Raw genomic sequence first — 16,591 nt, 5'->3', positions numbered from 1 at the left:
GTCCTGTTTTTCCCCCGCCGCCTGAGACTGATTGCTTCCGGCCTGACGCGCGTCAGGTGCCGTCGCCAAATTCATCTGCATGTTGCCGCCTTCCAAATTCATGCTCCGATGCCGTCATTGCTGCCGGCCTCATCTCTTATGCCCGCCTGGCACGGCCGCCTTCAAAGCCATGCCGCGCCCGACGGACGCCCTGTCGCACCGAAAGCCGGGCTCCTCATATCCCGTTCCGGTGCGCGCTGCGCTCATCCGCTCGCTTTCGTGAGCGAATGTCCCCTCGCGCCTCGCCTTTACCGACTCCACCCGGCTGTTTTCAAGCCGCGTCAGAGTCGCATTCCTCGCCGGCTGCGCCGCACCCTCGTACGAAGCGGGCAGCCCACCTGTCTCCTTCTTTCCTGGAACGCCTTCCGGCGTCCTCCCATTGCCCGGCCACCCACTCAACCAAAAGACGAAAGATCCTCGTTCCGGAACGAAGCGTCGGTCCGGTTTTTTTATCTCGACTTGTATGATTGAACGACGTGGAATGACCCCGCCACAGAGAACAGAAAGCTCGAAGCCACCTCTATCGAAATGGCCCTGTTCTTCCCTTTACAGATATGATCCGTGTCCCCTGTGCGAGGCATTTAGGCAGGATCGTTGGGCAAGATCAATCGCGAATTTTACCGACCGTTAAACGCCGCCGGTTGACTCTCTCGCCGCCTTTTGCTTGCCGCATTCTGAGTCCATCAAGAATCGCTGTTGAATCAAGGGTTTTGATTTGCGCGCGCTTGCTTAGCTGGCGAAAAAGAAAAAAAATAAAAATTCGCTTGACTCGCTTCGGACCCCGCTTGTCCCCGATCTTCGACGACACTCGCGCAAAGACCTCGCGTAAGCCATTGAAATTGCATCAAAAATTTTGTCATCGCAGTGACATACGCCAAAACTGGCGATTTGCCGATTGCCGTGACAGAAGTATGAATCCGAAAAGCCCGGCGCAAGGGCCGGGCGTTTCTTCAACAGATTTTTATTTAGCCGGATTAGGCCGAAAGGGCTTTCACGCGCTGTGCAAGGCGGGAAACCTTGCGCGATGCCGTGTTGGCATGCAGCACACCTTTGGTGGCGGCGCGCATCAGTTCCGGCTGCGCTGCCTTGAGGGCGGCAGCGGCGACTGCCTGATCGCCGGAGGCGATGGCTTCTTCCACCTTGCGGATGAAGTTGCGGACGCGCGAACGACGGGCCTTGTTCACTGCGGTGCGGCGTGCGATCTTGCGGGTCGCCTTTTTCGCCGAAGTTGTATTGGCCATTGATGCCTCTCTTCGAAAACTGACATGAACTCCGCCTTCGCCGTGCCGGGTCACTGCGACCTGTCATCCAAAGCAATTCGGGAGCATTATCGGAAAGCCTCAGAAAGCGGCGTTCCAAACTGAGGGCGGCGTATAGCTGGAAACCGCCCTCTCGTCAACGCGCAAAATTGAGAAAACTGCGCGGTTTGCGCGCGTCACTTATGCTTGAATTCGGCTTTGCGCTTTCCGACGAAGGCGGCCATCCCCTCCTTCTGATCCTCGGTCGCGAAGAGCGACTGGAAAAGCCGCCGCTCGAAGCGCAGACCTTCGGCCAGGGTAACCTCCAGCGAGCGGTTGACTGCCTCCTTGGCCATCATCACCGCCGGCAGCGAGAAGGCGGCGATCTTTTCTGCGGCGGCGAGCGCTTCCTCCATCAGTTTTTCAGGTGCCACCACACGCGAAACGAGTCCCGACCGTTCAGCTTCCGCCGCATCCATCATCCGGCCGGTCAGCACCAGATCCATGGCCTTGGCCTTGCCGACGGCGCGCGTGAGGCGCTGGGAACCGCCCATGCCCGGAATGACGCCGAGGGTAATCTCCGGCTGGCCGAACTTCGCCGTCTCCGACGCAATGATGATGTCGCACATCATCGCGAGCTCGCAGCCGCCGCCGAGTGCAAACCCGGAAACGGCGGCAATCAGCGGCTTGCGGGCGCCGGCCACCCGCTCCCAGCCGCCGAGAAAATCGCCAAGATAGGAATCGACGAAATCGAGCGCCTGCATCTCCTTGATATCGGCACCGGCCGCGAATGCACGTTCCGAACCGGTCAGCACGATCGCGCCGATGTCCTTGTCGGCATCCAAGACCTTGAACGCAGCATCGAGCTCCCGCATCACGGTCGAATTCAGCGCGTTCAGGGCCTGCGGGCGGTTGAGCGTGATCACGCCCACGCGTCCGCGCGTTTCGACCAGCAACGTCTCGTAACTCATTCTTGATCTCCTCCGTTCGGAGGCGCCCGATCGAGCGCCCTATTTCTGGCAGCGCAGGCAGTAGAAGGTCGAACGCCCGGCATGAACGATGCGGGCGACGGTACCGCCACAGCCCGGCTTGCGGCAAGCCTCGCCTTCACGATCGTAGACCGAAAAGGAATGCTGGAAATAGCCGAGCGAGCCATCCGCCTGGATGTGGTCCTTCAAGGACGAGCCGCCGGCGGCGATAGCGTCGGCGATCACCTCGCGGATCGACTGCGTCAGCGTCACCAGGCCTTGCTTCGCGCGTCCGCGCTTGTCCACCAGCGAGCCGGCGGGGCGGGAGGGCGACAGGTCCGACCGCCACAGCGCTTCGCAAACATAGATATTGCCAAGGCCGGCAACGATCTTCTGATCCAGAAGCGCTGCCTTGAGCGGCTGCGCCTTGCCGGCAAAGCGCTGGGCGAGGTAGGCGGCATCAAGCGCGTTGCCTGTCGGCTCTTGGCCGAGGTCGCGGAAGAACACGTGATCGGCGATCCCGTCGCGCCGGGCGAGATCCATGAAGCCGAAGCGGCGCGGGTCGTTGTAGATCACGCGCGCGGGGCCGGATCGGCCGTTGAGATGGAAAATCACATGGTCGTGCTTCTCGTCCTTACCGCGCGGATGATGGAACTTGCCCGGTCTCGCCGGATCGTCGCCGGCCTCGATCCGGAAAGAACCGGACATGCCGAGATGCGCGATGATGACATCGCCGCCTTCGAGATCGATCATCAGATATTTGGCGCGGCGCGACAGGGAAACGATGCGGCGCCCGGAGACCGAAGCTGAAAAATTGTCGGGAAAGGGAAAGCGCAGGTCCGGCCTGCGCAACTCGGCCCGCACGAGAAGCGCCCCCTCCATGGTCGGCGCCAGCCCCCGCTTCACCGTTTCGACCTCGGGCAATTCCGGCATTGTTCGTCTTCCCTGTTGCGCTCGCGCACCGGTCGTGCGCGGCATTCCCTTCACGGCATTGATGTCCTATAGGGATGCAGCGATTTGAAAGTGTTACAGCGACCTCGTGCGTCCGAAAGACGCACGAGGCTGTAGGCGGCAGCCATCCTCACCGCTGAGATAGCGCGGATGGGGCGATTTCGCTATGGTGCCGCCAAATTTGGTTGAAGTGGAGTTTCGTAATGACGGATGAGCGAGTATCGGCCAATGGGGGCATGGAAACCTCCTTCGGTTTTCGCGAGGTCAGCGCGGGCGAAAAGCAGCCGCTCGTCAACGATGTCTTCCACAAGGTCGCCAAGCGCTACGACATCATGAACGACGTGATGTCGGCCGGGCTTCACCGTGTCTGGAAGGATGCGATGATCGCGGCGCTCAATCCGCCGCGGCGCGAAGGCTATCGGGTGCTCGATGTGGCAGGCGGCACCGGCGACATCGCGTTTCGCATCGTCGAAGCCTCCGATCGCAAGGCCCATGCGACAGTGCTCGACATCAACGGCTCGATGCTCGCCGTCGGCGCCGAACGGGCAAGCAAGAAGAAGCTTTCGCCCAATCTCGACTTCGTCGAGGCCAATGCCGAAGACCTGCCTTTCGATCCGAATTCCTTCGACGCCTACACGATTGCCTTCGGCATCCGCAACGTGCCGCGCATCGACGTGGCGCTCAAGGAGGCCTATCGCGTCTTGAAGCGCGGCGGACCGCTGCTGGTGCTCGAGTTTTCCGACGTCGAGATGCCGCTGCTTGACCGTTTCTATGACGCCTGGTCGTTCAATGCGATTCCCAAATTCGGCAAACTGATCACGGGTGACGATGCGCCCTACCAGTATCTGGTCGAATCGATCCGGAAGTTCCCCAACCAGCGCGATTTCGCCGCGATGATCAAGGATGCCGGCTTTTCACGCGTCTCGTTCACCAATTATACCGGCGGTATCGCGGCACTTCATTCCGGCTGGAAAATCTGAACGCAATGAGCACGCCTGGAGCATATTTCCGCCTCGTGCGGATCGGCTGGGTCCTTGCGCGCGAGGACGCCTTTTCTGCCGTTCCGTCCGAGCATCTTCCTCCGCTGGCACGCTTCGTGCAGCGGCTCGCTGGCCTGCTTGCCCGCCGCAGGGCCCGGCTTGAGGCGCGCAGCGGTCGTCTTGCCCGCGCCGTCGAACGGCTTGGCCCCTCCTATGTCAAGGTCGGCCAGTTCCTGGCGACGCGCCCGGATGTCGTTGGTGCCGAGCTCGCCGCCGATCTCTCGCTCTTGCAGGACCGGATGGCGACGTTTCCTGAAAGCGACGCCAGGGCCGCGATCGAAGGCTCGCTCGGCCGATCGGTCGATGCGCTTTTTGCCGAATTTTCCGAGCCGATGGCTGCCGCCTCGATCGCACAGGTCCACCCCGCCGTCGTTCTGCGCGACGGCAAGCGCGAAAAGGTGGCCGTCAAAGTCATCCGGCCCGGCGTGCGCCAGCGCTTTGCCGCCGACATCGAGGCCATGTACCTGGTCTCCCGCATGCAGGAGCGGTTTCTTCCCTATACACGGCGGCTGAGGCCGGTCGAGGTGACAAAGACGCTGGAGCAGACGACCAAGGTCGAAATGGACCTGAGGCTCGAGGCCGCAGCACTTTCCGAACTCGGAGAAAACACCAAAGAGGATTCCGGTTTTCGCGTGCCCAAGGTCGATTGGGAACGCACCGGCCGCGACGTCGTCACCATGGAATGGATCGACGGCGTGAAGATGTCCGATATCGAAGGACTGAAGCGGGCCGGCCACGATCTCAACCGGCTCGCCGAAACGCTGATCCAGTCCTTCCTGCGGCACACGCTGCGTGACGGTTTCTTCCATGCCGACATGCACCAGGGCAATCTGTTCGTCGACGACGCCGGCCACATCGTCGCCGTCGATATGGGCATCGTCGGGCGGCTCGGCAAAAAGGAACGCCGCTTCCTCGCCGAGATCCTTTACGGCTTCATCATGCGCGACTACCAGCGCGTCGCCGACGTGCATTTCGAGGCGGGTTACGTTCCATCCCATCACGACGCCGCGAGCTTTGCCCAGGCGATCCGCGCGATCGGTGAGCCGATTCACGGCCAGCCGGCCGAGACCATCTCGATGGCGAAGCTCCTGACGCTGCTCTTCGAGGTTACCGAGCTCTTCGACATGCAGACGCGCCCCGAACTGGTGATGCTGCAGAAGACGATGGTCGTAGTCGAAGGTGTGGCCCGCACGCTCAACCCGCGTTTCAACATGTGGAAAGCGTCGGAACCGGTCGTCGGCACATGGATCCGCGACAATCTCGGCCCGAAGCGCATTGTCGCCGATCTGCGCGACGGCCTGCATGCGGCGCTCCGGGTTGCCGAGGCAGTGCCAGAGATCGCCGCCCGGACCGAGCGATTCTCATCGGAACTCATGGCGATGAGCGAAAACGGCCTGCGCTTCGATGCCGAGACCGCGCATGCGATCGGCAAGGCCGAGGCGCGCCACACGCGCTCTGGCCGCGTCGCGCTCTGGATTATCGCGGCGACGCTCATCTATATCGCCTGGCAGCTCGGATGATAGGCAGTAATCGCCCCTCTCTTCGGATTTAACCCGAGGACTAACCCTCTCCCCGCCGGCGCAGGGGATTTGAGAGGGCGCCACTGTCTCCCGCCCCCGCGGCGGACCCCACAAGTGGAGAAGGTGGCGGCCGCTGCGGAAACTTTGTCCCTCTCTTGCGATCCCCCTTCCGATTCTTCGCATCCTGAAGTAGCATCCGGCCATGGACAGTCGTTTTGCGCTCGTGCCGATGGTGACCACGCACACCCCAGGGTGTGCGGGGAGCCTGTTGCGCTAAGCGGACCGTCTCCACGCCAACCCTGCCGAGGTAAGCAGGGTTCGGCGCTGTTTCCTCGGTCTCACATCTTGAGGAGAGAGGAAACGATGCCCCCTATCCAACCCGAATTGCTAATCCGCGCCGCGTCCGCTGACGACTGGGAGGCCCTCGCCGCCTTGCGGGACTTGCCGGGCGTTCGCCGAGGCACACTCAGACTGCCCTTCGCGCCGCCGGAACAGACCCGAAAATGGCTCGAAAACCTCACCGAAACCGACATGGTTATCGTTGCCGAACTGGAGGGGCGCATCGTCGGGTTAGCTGGCCTGCATCGTCACAGGGGACGACGGCATCATGCGGCGGATCTTGGCATGAGCGTGCATGACGATTACCGGCGGCGCGGTATCGGCAGGGCCTTGCTCAACGCCCTGATCGACGCGGCCGACCGGTGGCTCGGCATTTCCCGCATCGAGTTGACGGTCTTCACCGACAATGAAGCGGCGATCGCGCTCTATCGCCAGGCAGGTTTCGAGACCGAGGGCCTACTGAAATCCTACGCGCTGCGGGACGGCGCGCTTGCCGACGTGCTAGCCATGGCGCGACTACACCCATGACGGGACGCCGCCTTCAGGCGGCCGCGGCAGGCGACGGTCTCAGAGTTTTGCCAGCGACCACCGAACTGCCATGTCATTCGTCAACCGGGAGGGAACACATGCAGCACGAAACTCCTCTTCTTTCGGCCGGTGCCCTCATCCGACAGGCGGGACGGGCGTGCTTTCATCGGCTCGTGAGCACCACCCCTGCGCTTGTCCAGGTGCGTTCGGGAACCAAGGTGGTGATCATACGCGATACCCCTTTGCGCTTCACAGCCGGCGACTTTGGCCTGTTGCCCGATCATCAGCCCATGACGATCGAAAACATTCCCAATGCAGCGCAGAACTACGAAGCCCGCGCCCTGCCCATTTCACGCCACTTGTTTGAAGAGACCTACGCGCGCCTGGCTTCCGTCGCGCCTCCTCGGACGCCACTTGCGATGAAGGCCGTGGATCTGCCGGGGGAAGCGGTCGCGCTGTTTGACTTCTGCTGCTCGCAGGAAAATCTCGCGACACTCCCCAGTGCCGTCGCCACGGTTCGCTTGATGGAACTCATAACCTGGTTTGCGCTCAGCGGTGCCGTGTTGGGCAACAGGGGAAGCCTGCTTCTGCAGGATCGCCTGCGTCAGATGATCGAGACCGACCCCGCCCACGGCTGGACTTTGGGCCATGCCGCGCGCGCCTTCCACATGAGCGAGGCCACGCTCCGGCGGAAGTTGGCGGCGGAGAACACCAGCTTCACCGAGACATTGAGCGACACGCGCATGACGCGGGCGCTGGCGCTCCTGCAGACGACAATGTTGTCTATCGCCAACATTGCCCAGGAAGTGGGCTACGATTCGCCGTCCCAATTTGCAGCACGGTTCAAAGAACGCTTTGGCGTCAATCCGCGCGACGTGCGGGGAGGTTCCGCGATATTTGAGCGGATCGGGACAGACGTTGCACATATCGGGGCAGACAAAATTTCTGCCTGACGTAGGCTTGCTTCATTGGCAACTACAGGAAAATACCTATGCGCCTCATCACAACACTTCTCACCTTGAGCTTTCTCGGCACCACCGCCGCGCACGCCGAGATGAAACTGACCTCGAAAGACCTGACAGCAGGCAAGCCGATGGCCGATGCGCAGGTCTTCAACGGCTTCGGCTGCAGCGGGAAGAATACCTCACCACATCTGGCATGGTCGGGTGCGCCGGCGGGTACCAAGAGCTTCGCGGTCATGGCTTATGATCCCGATGCACCCACGGGTTCTGGCTGGTGGCACTGGACCGTGTTCAACCTGCCCGCCGACGCCACCGAGATCGCGACCGGGGCAAGCGGAGACAAGAAGCTTCTCGCAGGCGCGGTCGAGGGCCGCACCGATTTCGGCATGTCCGGCTACGGTGGCGCGTGCCCGCCTGAAGGTCACGGACCACACCGCTACCAGTTCACGGTCTATGCATTATCCCAGGACAAGCTCCCCCTCGATGAAAATGCCCCCGCCGCCATGGTTGGCTTCTTTGTCCGGGCCAATGCACTGGACCAAGCGACGATCGAGGTCACGTACGAGCGCTGATCTGCGCTGCCCCGCGGCGCATTTCCCGCCACGGGGCAAGTTCTTGGCGGTCCGCATCGGCGGCCCCGCATCCCGAACCTGGCCATAGCAAACCTCCATGCCGAGACCGAACGCGGTGCCCCCGGGGCTTTCTCTTTGAATCCACCAGTGAATTTTCCGACTTGTGCGACACGCGGTCGCCCTGCCATTTTCCCTCTGCTTCATTGACGACATCGTCCAGGCGCGGTCCAACAATGCGAGCAGCGACAATCAGGTGGGAGGATCGGATCATGGATCTCGGTATCGCAGGAAAACGGGCGCTCGTGCTTGGCGGGAGCAAGGGACTTGGACGCGGCATCGCCGAAGCACTGGCGGCCGAAGGCGTTGCCGTTGCGCTGACCGGCCGGGACGAAGAGGCAGCCGGCAAGGTCGCGGCCGAGATCGGGTCGACCGCTGCGGGGTTTTCGCTCGACCTTACGAAACCGGAAACGATCGACGTTTTTCTGGACCGACTGGCCGCAAAATTCGGCTTGGTCGACATTCTGGTACTGAACGGCGGCGGACCACCGCCGACGCGTGCGGCCGACATCGATGCCGATTTCTGGCGGACACAATTCGAGGCGACGGTGCTGGCAGGCATGCGCATCACCCATCGCCTGCTGCCGGCAATGCGCGAGCGCCGCTTCGGCCGCATCATCGCGGTCGCCTCGACCAGCATTCGCGAGCCGATCCCCGGCCTCACCGCCTCCAATGCCTTGCGCAGCGCGCTTGCCGGTTGGATGAAGACGCTTGCGGGCGAGGTTGCGGCCGACGGCGTCACGGTCAACATGCTGCTGCCGGGGCGGCTGGCGACCGATCGCACGCTTTCCTTCGACCGCATGGACGCGGAAAGCGAAGGGGTCACGGTGGAGACCGTCGCCGCGCGCAGCCAGTCGGAAATCCCGATCGGCCGCTACGGCACGCCCGCGGAATTCGGTGCGGCTGCCGCTTTCCTTGCGAGCCGCCAGGCGGCCTATGTTACAGGTATCGCGCTGCCGGTCGACGGCGGGCTCAGCCGGTCGATGCTATGAGCGCTCTCGCGGCCGCGCAGCAGGCACGGGGTAGGAGCAGGAATATGGATGAGGAACAACGCTTTCTGCGCGAGGCCGTGTCGCTCGCGCGCAGCAATATGGAAAACGGCGGCCGCCCTTTCGGCGCCGTCGTGGTCAAGGATAGCGTGGTGATCGCGACCGGCGTCAACGAGATGGCTCGGACCGGCGACCCGACTTCGCATGCGGAGCTCAATGCGCTGCGTGCAGCGGCCAAGGCTCTTCAGTCGCTGCGGCTCGAGGGCTGCACGGTCTACGCCAGCGGCCAGCCATGCCCGATGTGCCTTGCCGCAATGCGCATGGCCGGCATCAACGAGATCAGCTACGCCCATTCGAATACGCAAGCGGAGCCTTACGGACTGTCGACTTCGGCGATCTACGCGGAACTCGCCAAGCCAGTCACGGAACAGGCGATGCGGTTTCGCCATGTGCCGCTCGAGGTGCAGGATGCGGTGCCGCTTTACGCCGAGTGGCAGAAGCGGCAACAGACAAGTTAGCCGCACACCGGCTCCAATTGCGCGCGACAGGCCCGTCGGGTAGGGTCGCGATCAAAGAACCAGGAGCGGCCACGAGCCGAAGCGGAATGACACTTTCCGGCAAGCGCATACTGCTGATCGTTTCCGGCGGCATTGCCGCCTACAAGAGCCTCGACCTCATTCGCCGCCTGCGTGAGCGCGGTGCGGAGGTCCGGCCCGTGATGACGGCGGCTGCGCAGGAGTTCGTGACGCCGCTTGCCGTCGGCGCCCTTTCCGCATCCCATGTCTTCACCGACCTTTTCTCGCGCGAGGACGAGCAGGATGTCGGCCATATCCGGCTGGCGCGCGAATGCGATCTCGTCGTCGTTGCTCCGGCGACTGCCGATCTGATGGCCAAGATGGCGAACGGCCACGCCAGCGACCTCGCCTCGACCATCCTGCTTGCGACCGACCGTCCCGTGCTGCTCGCTCCGGCGATGAACCCGAAAATGTGGGCGCATCCGGCGACGCGCCGCAACCGCAAAACACTAGCAGGCGACGGCGTTCGTTTCGTCGGGCCGACCGCAGGCGAAATGGCCGAAAGCGGTGAAGCCGGCGAAGGCCGGATGGCCGAGCCGCTCGAGATCGTCGCCGCCGTCGAGGAACTCCTGAATGGCGGACAAAAGCCCTTGGCGGGGCGAAAGGCCATCGTCACCTCCGGACCGACGCACGAGCCGATCGACCCGGTGCGCTACATCGCCAACCGCTCTTCCGGCAAGCAAGGCCACGCGATTGCAGCCGCACTCGCGAAACTTGGGGCGGAGGTCACGCTTGTTTCCGGTCCGGTGACGATTCCCGATCCCGCGGGTGTTCGCGTCGTCCATGTCGAGCGCGCCGAGGAGATGCGCGATGCGGTGCTTGCGGCGCTCCCGGCCGATGTTGCCGTCATGGTGGCGGCGGTTGCGGACTGGCGCGTCGCCTCGGCCGCCGGCAACAAGATCAAGAAGAAGCCGGGCGAAACCCCCCCTCCGCTCCAGCTTGCGGAAAACCCCGATATTCTGAAGACGATCGGCCATCACCCCTCCCGGCCAAAGCTGGTGATCGGCTTTGCCGCCGAGACGGAAAACGTCGCCGAGAACGGTCGCGCCAAGCTGGAACGGAAAGGCGCCGATTACATTCTCGCGAACGACGTTTCGCCCGCGACCGGCATCATGGGCGGCGATCGCAACCGGGTGAAGCTGATCGGCCGCAACGGCGTCGAAGATTGGCCGGACATGGACAAGGAAGACGTGGCGGCGAAGCTTGCCGCGCGCATAGCCGAGGCGCTTTCACGATAGCCTATCGTTGGATTAATGTACTGCCGCGCCTATGCGCTCAATTCGGCGCGTGGCGCATCCGCTACTGCATGATTCCTTAAATCGGAATCGATTTAAGGACAAAATCATGCAGCCATTCAAATTGTTACAGCGACCTTAGCGCGTCCGATTGGACGCGCGGCGCTGTAACGGGCCTTCCCGCACCTCGACCTCGGCGGTACCGAAAAGACGCACGTCGACGCCGTTCTCGCCTACGATGACCGCTGCACCGTCCGGGATCTCGACCCAGGCATTGTCGTCATCGTTGAGCGGTTCGGAGACCAGACAGTAGCCGCCGCTCGGTCCCATCGGCGCCGCATAAAGCGTCGGCGCCTTCCAGTCGGTGGCGTAGCGTACCGCATAGAGGTTCCGACCATCGGACAAGGCGGCCGTGAAGCGGACGAGCGGCGGCCGACCGAGACGATCTGCAAGCCGCTCGACGAAGGCCAGCGCCTCGGCAATCGCGCCGAGCGGATCGCGATCGAGGCCGAACTGCAAGGCCAGGAGAAAGAGCAATTCCGAGTCCGTCGTGCCGGTGCGCGCGGCATAGAGATCGTTGTCGAGCATGCTCTCCATCGGCCGGCGCAGATGCTCGAAATCGCTGATCTGGCCGTTATGCATGAAGGACCAGCGCCCGAAGACGAAGGGGTGGCAATTGTCGCGGCGTGTGCCGCCGCCGGTCGCCGCGCGGACGTGGGCAAGGAACAGCGGCGAGCGGATCTGCCGGGCGATGCTCCTGAGATTGCAATCGGACCAGGCGGGAAGGATGTCGCGGTAGCGGCCGGGCTCCGGACGATCGCCGTACCAGGCAATACCGAACCCGTCGCCGTTAGTCGCCGTTTTGGCGCGTGTTGCACAATGGGACTGTTCGATCAGCGAGTGCGCCGGAGAGGTTACCAGTTCCTCGAGATAGAGCGGCTCTCCGCGATAGGCGGCCCAACGGCACATACTTCTTCACTCCGGCTTTTCGAGACGATTCGTTAACCATCGTTACCGGATGTTCCAACGAAACACGGTAAAAATGCGTTAACAAATTCACCCCGTTCTCCGTAGCGGATTCGCCGCACCGGCGCTGTTTCTCGTGGCACATTGCCGGGCCGAGAAGATTTCGAACAAACATTCCATATTGACAATATTCGCACATTTCATTTCATTTCCACGAAGCGCAAAGGGGCCCTTGCCCGGGAGGAATGATATGAGCGGCAAACGCAAACTCGGCGTCGGCTTGATCGGCACGGGCTTCATGGGCAAGGCCCACGCCCTTGGCTTCACGACCGCGGCCCGCGTGTTCGATCTTCCCTTTGAGCTGGATCTCGTTTCCGTTGCTGACGTGACAAAGGACAGCGCCGAGGCCGCGCGCGGGCGCCTCGGTTTCCGCAAGGCGACGGCGGACTGGCGGGAGTTGTTGACCGATCCCGATATTGACATCATCGACATCACCACACCGAACCTTCTGCACAAGGAGATGGCGCTTGCGGCGATCGCCCACGGCAAGCACGTCTATTGCGAGAAGCCTCTGGCGCCAACCGTCGCCGATTGCGCCGAAATGGTCGCCGCCGCCGAAAAGGCCGGCATCGTCACCCAGGTCGGCTTCAACTATCTCAAGAACCCGCTGATCTTCCTCGCCAAGGACATTATCGAAAGCGGCGAGATCGGCGAAATCCGCTCGATGCGCGGGATTCATGCCGAGGACTTCATGGCGGATGCCAACGTTCCGTGGGGCTGGCGGCTCGATCCGCGCAGCGGCGGCGGTGCGCTCGCCGATATCGGCAGCCACATTATCGCCTCCATGCGCCATCTTGTCGGACCGATCAGATCGGTACTCGCTGAAACGGTCATCCAGATCCCGGAACGCCCTGTCTCGCCCGGCACGGCCGAAACGCGTACCGTCGAAGTCGATGACATTACACGCGCTTTTGTACGCTTCGAGAACGGCGCGACCGGCAGCTTCGAGGCAAGCTGGATCGCCACCGGCCGCAAGATGCAGCATGACTTCGAAATCTACGGATCGAAGGGCAGTATTGTCTTCACCCAGGAACGGCTGAACGAAATCAAGGTCTACTATGCGGGCGACGACATCCGCAGTCGTGGCTTCCGCACGATCTGGGCCGGACCCGAGCACCCGCCCTACGGCGCCTTCTGCGTGGCGCCCGGCCACCAGATCGGCTTCAATGACCTGAAGGCAATCGAGGTCCACGAATTTCTTGACGCGATCGCCAAGGGCGGCAAGCCGTCGACCGATTTCCGCGAGGGCTACGAGGTCCAGAAGGTGCTATCGGCAACCTACCAGTCGGCCCGGACGAACGAATGGGTCGAAATCGGCTGAGGCTACTCGATCCGACACCTGGGCTGGCTCGTTATTCGCCCCTCACCCTGACCCTCTCCACGCAGGCGGGGCGAGGGGACGAAGTGGGCGCCGCGGGAGTCCTTCTCCCCGCCTGCGGGGAGAAGGTGGTCGGCAGGTCGGATGAGGGGCGTACATGACGGAAAAATGGAACATCCATTCTACCGCGACCGTCATCAATCGATTAGAATAAGGCAGTGAAACAAGAGGCCGGAGATTCTGAACGATGCCGATGCCGGAGACGACCATGGACGTCCCTCAGGATTTCGAGGCGCTGAAGGCCGTCATCCTCGAGCGCAAGGCGCAACTGCCGAAGCGGCTGAAACAGGTCGCCGCCTATTCGCTCGACAATCCGGACGAGATCGCCTTCGGCACGGCGGCAAGCATTGCGACATCCGCCGATGTCCAGCCGTCGACACTCGTGCGCTTCGCGCAGCATTTCGGTTTCGAGGGTTTTTCGAGCCTGCAGCAGATTTTCCGAGCGCGGCTCAGGGAACGCACGCCCGGATACGAAGAGCGGCTGAGGGCGCTGAGCCAGAACGAACACAGCAAGCTCGAAAGCGGCTCGATCTTCAACGGCTTCGTCGCCGCCGCTCATCGATCGCTGGACAATGTTGCCACATCCGTCGACCCGGAGGCCTTCGAGCGCGCCGTCGACATCCTCGCCAACGCCGACACGATCTATCTCATCGCCAAGCGCCGCTCCTACCCTATTTCCAGTTATATGGCCTACGCCTTTGGCAAGCTGAAAGTGAAGTATCAACACGTCGGGACGGCAGCCGGGATTGACGACGACATGCTGGCCATGGCGACGAAACAGGATGCAGCCTTCGCGGTCAGCTTTTCGCCCTATGCCTCGGAAAGCGCCAGTCAGGCTCGATCCCTCGCCAGCCGAAAGGTGCCGGTCGTGTCGCTTACCGATTCGGCCTTCTCGCCGCTCGCCGAATCGTCGAAGGTCTGGTTCGAACTGGTGGAGGCCGACCATGCCGGCTTCCGTTCCCTTTCCGCCAGCATGGCCTTTGCAATGGCGCTGACGGTGGCGATCGCCGAGAAGCGGCAGCGCCTGACGGACAGCGGCGGTCAATAGAATGAAAATTCCATATTGACGGACAGACGGAACTTATGTTTCATAACCTCATCGCCCATGACATAATGATAATTGTCGGCGCCGGCGCGGCGTCCGCGGGGAGGAAGCAGTGAGCCAGAGTCCATCGGCCCAAAACCCGTCGGCAAAGGGAGCCAAGCCCCTCGACCTCATCACCATCGGCCGGGCATCGGTCGATCTTTACGGCCAGCAGATCGGCACACGGCTCGAGGACGTGGCAAGCTTTGCCAAATCCGTCGGGGGCTGCCCCTGCAACATCTCGGTCGGCACCGCTCGCCTCGGCCTGAAATCAGCGCTGCTGACACGCGTTGGCGACGAGCAGATGGGCCGCTTCATCCGTGAGCAGCTTCAACGCGAGGGGGTGGAGACCCGCGGCATCGTCACCGATCCGGAGCGGCTGACGGCGCTCGCGATCCTTTCCGTCGAAAACGACAAGTCCTTCCCGCTGCTCTTCTATCGCGACAACTGCGCCGACAACGCGCTCTGCGAGGATGATGTCGCGGAAGACTTCATCCGTTCCGCGCGCGCGGTCCTCGTTTCGGGGACGCATTTCTCCAAGCCGAATACCGATGCCGCCCAGCGCAAGGCCATCCGCATCGCCAAGGAAAGCGGCGCGAAGGTCGTCTTCGACATCGACTATCGCCCCAATCTCTGGGGTCTTGCCGGCCACGACGCAGGCGAAAGCCGCTATATCGCCTCCGACCGCGTCTCCGCGCACCTGAAGACCGTTCTCGGCGACTGCGACCTCATCGTCGGCACCGAGGAAGAGGTTCTGATCGCGTCCGGCGAGAGCGATCTGCTCAAGGCGCTGAAAACCATCCGCACACTGTCCAAAGCCACGATCGTGCTGAAGCGCGGGCCGATGGGCTGCATCGTCTATGACGGCCCGATCTCCGACAATCTCGAAGACGGCATCGTCGGCAAGGGTTTTCCGATCGAAGTTTACAACGTGCTGGGTGCGGGCGATGCCTTCATGTCCGGCTTCCTGCGCGGCTGGCTGACCGGCGAGCCGCACGCGACATCGGCCACCTGGGCCAATGCCTGCGGCGCCTTTGCGGTGTCGCGCCTGCTCTGCGCGCCGGAAATCCCGACCTGGACCGAGCTCAATTTCTTCCTCGAAAACGGCAGCAAGGAAAAGGCGCTCCGCAAGGACGAGGCAATCAACCACGTTCACTGGGCGACGACCCGCCGCCGCGACATCCCGCTTTTGATGGCGCTTGCCATCGATCACCGCAGCCAACTGGAAGATATTGCCGAAGGCAAGCCGGAACTTCTGGCACGCATTCCGGCCTTCAAGGTGCTTGCGGTCAAGGCTGCCGCTCAGGTCGCCGCCGGCCGGCCCGGCTTCGGCATGCTGATCGACGACAAATATGGCCGCGACGCCCTCTATGCCGCCGGCGCCCACCGCGATTTCTGGATCGGCAAGCCGATCGAGCTTCCCGGTTCGCGTCCGCTGCAGTTCGAATTCAACCAGGACCTCGGCAGCCGCCTCATCGACTGGCCGGTCGATCATTGCATCAAGGTGCTGTCGTTCTTCCACCCCGATGATCCGGCCGAGCTCAAGGCCGCGCAGATCGCCAAGCTTCGCTCTGCCTTCGAGGCGGCGCGCAAGGTCGGCCGCGAGATCTTGATCGAAATCATTGCCAGCAAACACGGCACGCTTGACGATCTGACCGTTCCGCGGGCGCTCACCGAGCTTTACGATGCCGGTTTGAAGCCCGATTGGTGGAAGCTGGAGCCACAGGCGAGCCGCGGTGCCTGGGCGGCTATCGACGCCGTGATCGAAACGCGCGATCCGCTTTGCCGCGGCGTCGTCCTGCTCGGCCTCGAGGCACCCTATGAGGTGCTGAAGGATGGCTTTGCCGCCGCGCGGACGTCGAAGACGGTCAAGGGTTTTGCGGTCGGCCGGACGATCTTCGCCGACGCCAGCAAGGCCTGGCTCGCCGGCACCATAACCGACGAGCAGGCGGTCGCCGACATGGCGGCGAGGTTCAAGGCGCTGGTGGACCTCTGGCTGCAACTGGGTGAAACAAAGGCTGCATAGTATCGCTCCGGCGACGATGCAGCGGAAGGGCGAAGCAGAAACTTCGCCCGCGAGGAGGAAACAG

At 62.7% G+C, this 16,591-nt stretch carries 15 protein-coding genes; 11 read left to right on the top strand and 4 right to left on the bottom strand.

What is annotated here, in order from left to right; translation table 11 throughout:
• Positions 1 to 1,013: 1,013 nt before the first annotated feature.
• The 3 genes from rpsT to mutM form a co-directional block, all read right to left on the bottom strand.
• Positions 1,014 to 1,280 carry a 30S ribosomal protein S20 gene (gene rpsT, locus QA637_RS18700; RefSeq protein WP_136506717.1) on the bottom strand — a complete coding sequence of 89 codons (267 nt, stop codon included), beginning with the start codon at positions 1,278 to 1,280 and terminating at the stop codon, positions 1,014 to 1,016.
• A gap of 194 nt (positions 1,281 to 1,474) precedes the next feature.
• On the bottom strand, positions 1,475 to 2,248 hold the full coding sequence (locus QA637_RS18695; protein WP_153442583.1) for an enoyl-CoA hydratase: 774 nt from the start codon (positions 2,246 to 2,248) through the stop codon (positions 1,475 to 1,477).
• A gap of 39 nt (positions 2,249 to 2,287) precedes the next feature.
• Positions 2,288 to 3,178, bottom strand: a complete 891-nt coding sequence (gene mutM / locus QA637_RS18690; protein WP_283062762.1) for a bifunctional DNA-formamidopyrimidine glycosylase/DNA-(apurinic or apyrimidinic site) lyase — start codon at positions 3,176 to 3,178, stop codon at positions 2,288 to 2,290.
• A gap of 221 nt (positions 3,179 to 3,399) precedes the next feature.
• Here mutM and ubiE point away from each other — a divergent pair, with 221 nt between their 5' ends.
• The 8 genes from ubiE (at position 3,400) to coaBC (ending at position 11,016) form a co-directional block, all read left to right on the top strand.
• Positions 3,400 to 4,176: a bifunctional demethylmenaquinone methyltransferase/2-methoxy-6-polyprenyl-1,4-benzoquinol methylase UbiE gene (gene ubiE / locus QA637_RS18685; RefSeq protein WP_283062760.1), complete on the top strand. Its 777-nt coding sequence runs from the start codon at positions 3,400 to 3,402 to the stop codon at positions 4,174 to 4,176.
• Positions 4,177 to 4,181: 5 nt separating this feature from the next.
• On the top strand, positions 4,182 to 5,756 hold the full coding sequence (gene ubiB, locus QA637_RS18680) for a 2-polyprenylphenol 6-hydroxylase (protein WP_283062758.1): 1,575 nt from the start codon (positions 4,182 to 4,184) through the stop codon (positions 5,754 to 5,756).
• A gap of 363 nt (positions 5,757 to 6,119) precedes the next feature.
• Positions 6,120 to 6,623, top strand: a complete 504-nt coding sequence (locus QA637_RS18675; protein ID WP_283062757.1) for a GNAT family N-acetyltransferase — start codon at positions 6,120 to 6,122, stop codon at positions 6,621 to 6,623.
• 98 nt (positions 6,624 to 6,721) lie between these two features.
• The gene (locus QA637_RS18670; RefSeq protein WP_283062756.1) at positions 6,722 to 7,576 is read left to right on the top strand and encodes a helix-turn-helix transcriptional regulator; all 855 of its coding nucleotides are present in this window, start codon (positions 6,722 to 6,724) and stop codon (positions 7,574 to 7,576) included.
• A 38-nt stretch (positions 7,577 to 7,614) separates the two neighbouring features.
• Positions 7,615 to 8,157, top strand: a complete 543-nt coding sequence (locus QA637_RS18665; protein ID WP_283062755.1) for a YbhB/YbcL family Raf kinase inhibitor-like protein — start codon at positions 7,615 to 7,617, stop codon at positions 8,155 to 8,157.
• A gap of 269 nt (positions 8,158 to 8,426) precedes the next feature.
• On the top strand, positions 8,427 to 9,206 hold the full coding sequence (locus QA637_RS18660) for an SDR family oxidoreductase (protein ID WP_283062754.1): 780 nt from the start codon (positions 8,427 to 8,429) through the stop codon (positions 9,204 to 9,206).
• Between the two features lie 44 nt (positions 9,207 to 9,250).
• Positions 9,251 to 9,721: a nucleoside deaminase gene (locus QA637_RS18655; RefSeq protein ID WP_153442576.1), complete on the top strand. Its 471-nt coding sequence runs from the start codon at positions 9,251 to 9,253 to the stop codon at positions 9,719 to 9,721.
• A gap of 86 nt (positions 9,722 to 9,807) precedes the next feature.
• Positions 9,808 to 11,016, top strand: coding sequence for a bifunctional phosphopantothenoylcysteine decarboxylase/phosphopantothenate--cysteine ligase CoaBC (coaBC, locus tag QA637_RS18650; protein ID WP_283062751.1), 1,209 nt, complete (start codon positions 9,808 to 9,810; stop codon positions 11,014 to 11,016).
• Between the two features lie 135 nt (positions 11,017 to 11,151).
• Here coaBC and QA637_RS18645 read toward each other — a convergent pair whose 3' ends face one another.
• On the bottom strand, positions 11,152 to 11,982 hold the full coding sequence (locus QA637_RS18645) for a class II glutamine amidotransferase (RefSeq protein ID WP_283062749.1): 831 nt from the start codon (positions 11,980 to 11,982) through the stop codon (positions 11,152 to 11,154).
• A gap of 247 nt (positions 11,983 to 12,229) precedes the next feature.
• Here QA637_RS18645 and QA637_RS18640 point away from each other — a divergent pair, with 247 nt between their 5' ends.
• The 3 genes from QA637_RS18640 (at position 12,230) to QA637_RS18630 (ending at position 16,527) form a co-directional block, all read left to right on the top strand.
• Positions 12,230 to 13,360, top strand: a complete 1,131-nt coding sequence (locus QA637_RS18640; protein WP_283062747.1) for a Gfo/Idh/MocA family protein — start codon at positions 12,230 to 12,232, stop codon at positions 13,358 to 13,360.
• A gap of 244 nt (positions 13,361 to 13,604) precedes the next feature.
• Positions 13,605 to 14,465, top strand: coding sequence for a MurR/RpiR family transcriptional regulator (locus tag QA637_RS18635; RefSeq protein ID WP_153442572.1), 861 nt, complete (start codon positions 13,605 to 13,607; stop codon positions 14,463 to 14,465).
• Between the two features lie 109 nt (positions 14,466 to 14,574).
• Positions 14,575 to 16,527 (top strand): bifunctional 5-dehydro-2-deoxygluconokinase/5-dehydro-2-deoxyphosphogluconate aldolase, encoded by a 1,953-nt coding sequence (locus tag QA637_RS18630; protein WP_283062744.1) that lies wholly within the window; start codon positions 14,575 to 14,577, stop codon positions 16,525 to 16,527.
• Positions 16,528 to 16,591: the final 64 nt, after the last annotated feature.

Source organism: Sinorhizobium terangae, assembly GCF_029714365.1.
Classification (GTDB): domain Bacteria; phylum Pseudomonadota; class Alphaproteobacteria; order Rhizobiales; family Rhizobiaceae; genus Sinorhizobium; species Sinorhizobium terangae.
This window is presented reverse-complemented; position numbering and strand designations above follow the sequence as displayed.

Excerpts from the sequence above, each read along its gene's own strand:
- rpsT (WP_136506717.1), bottom strand. The coding sequence starts at position 1,280 with ATGGCCAATACAACTTCGGCGAAAAAGGCGACCCGCAAGATCGCACGC.
- QA637_RS18695 (WP_153442583.1), bottom strand. The coding sequence starts at position 2,248 with ATGAGTTACGAGACGTTGCTGGTCGAAACGCGCGGACGCGTGGGCGTG.
- mutM (WP_283062762.1), bottom strand. The coding sequence starts at position 3,178 with ATGCCGGAATTGCCCGAGGTCGAAACGGTGAAGCGGGGGCTGGCGCCG.
- ubiE (WP_283062760.1), top strand. The coding sequence starts at position 3,400 with ATGACGGATGAGCGAGTATCGGCCAATGGGGGCATGGAAACCTCCTTC.
- ubiB (WP_283062758.1), top strand. The coding sequence starts at position 4,182 with ATGAGCACGCCTGGAGCATATTTCCGCCTCGTGCGGATCGGCTGGGTC.
- QA637_RS18675 (WP_283062757.1), top strand. The coding sequence starts at position 6,120 with ATGCCCCCTATCCAACCCGAATTGCTAATCCGCGCCGCGTCCGCTGAC.
- QA637_RS18670 (WP_283062756.1), top strand. The coding sequence starts at position 6,722 with ATGCAGCACGAAACTCCTCTTCTTTCGGCCGGTGCCCTCATCCGACAG.
- QA637_RS18665 (WP_283062755.1), top strand. The coding sequence starts at position 7,615 with ATGCGCCTCATCACAACACTTCTCACCTTGAGCTTTCTCGGCACCACC.
- QA637_RS18660 (WP_283062754.1), top strand. The coding sequence starts at position 8,427 with ATGGATCTCGGTATCGCAGGAAAACGGGCGCTCGTGCTTGGCGGGAGC.
- QA637_RS18655 (WP_153442576.1), top strand. The coding sequence starts at position 9,251 with ATGGATGAGGAACAACGCTTTCTGCGCGAGGCCGTGTCGCTCGCGCGC.
- coaBC (WP_283062751.1), top strand. The coding sequence starts at position 9,808 with ATGACACTTTCCGGCAAGCGCATACTGCTGATCGTTTCCGGCGGCATT.
- QA637_RS18645 (WP_283062749.1), bottom strand. The coding sequence starts at position 11,982 with ATGTGCCGTTGGGCCGCCTATCGCGGAGAGCCGCTCTATCTCGAGGAA.
- QA637_RS18640 (WP_283062747.1), top strand. The coding sequence starts at position 12,230 with ATGAGCGGCAAACGCAAACTCGGCGTCGGCTTGATCGGCACGGGCTTC.
- QA637_RS18635 (WP_153442572.1), top strand. The coding sequence starts at position 13,605 with ATGCCGATGCCGGAGACGACCATGGACGTCCCTCAGGATTTCGAGGCG.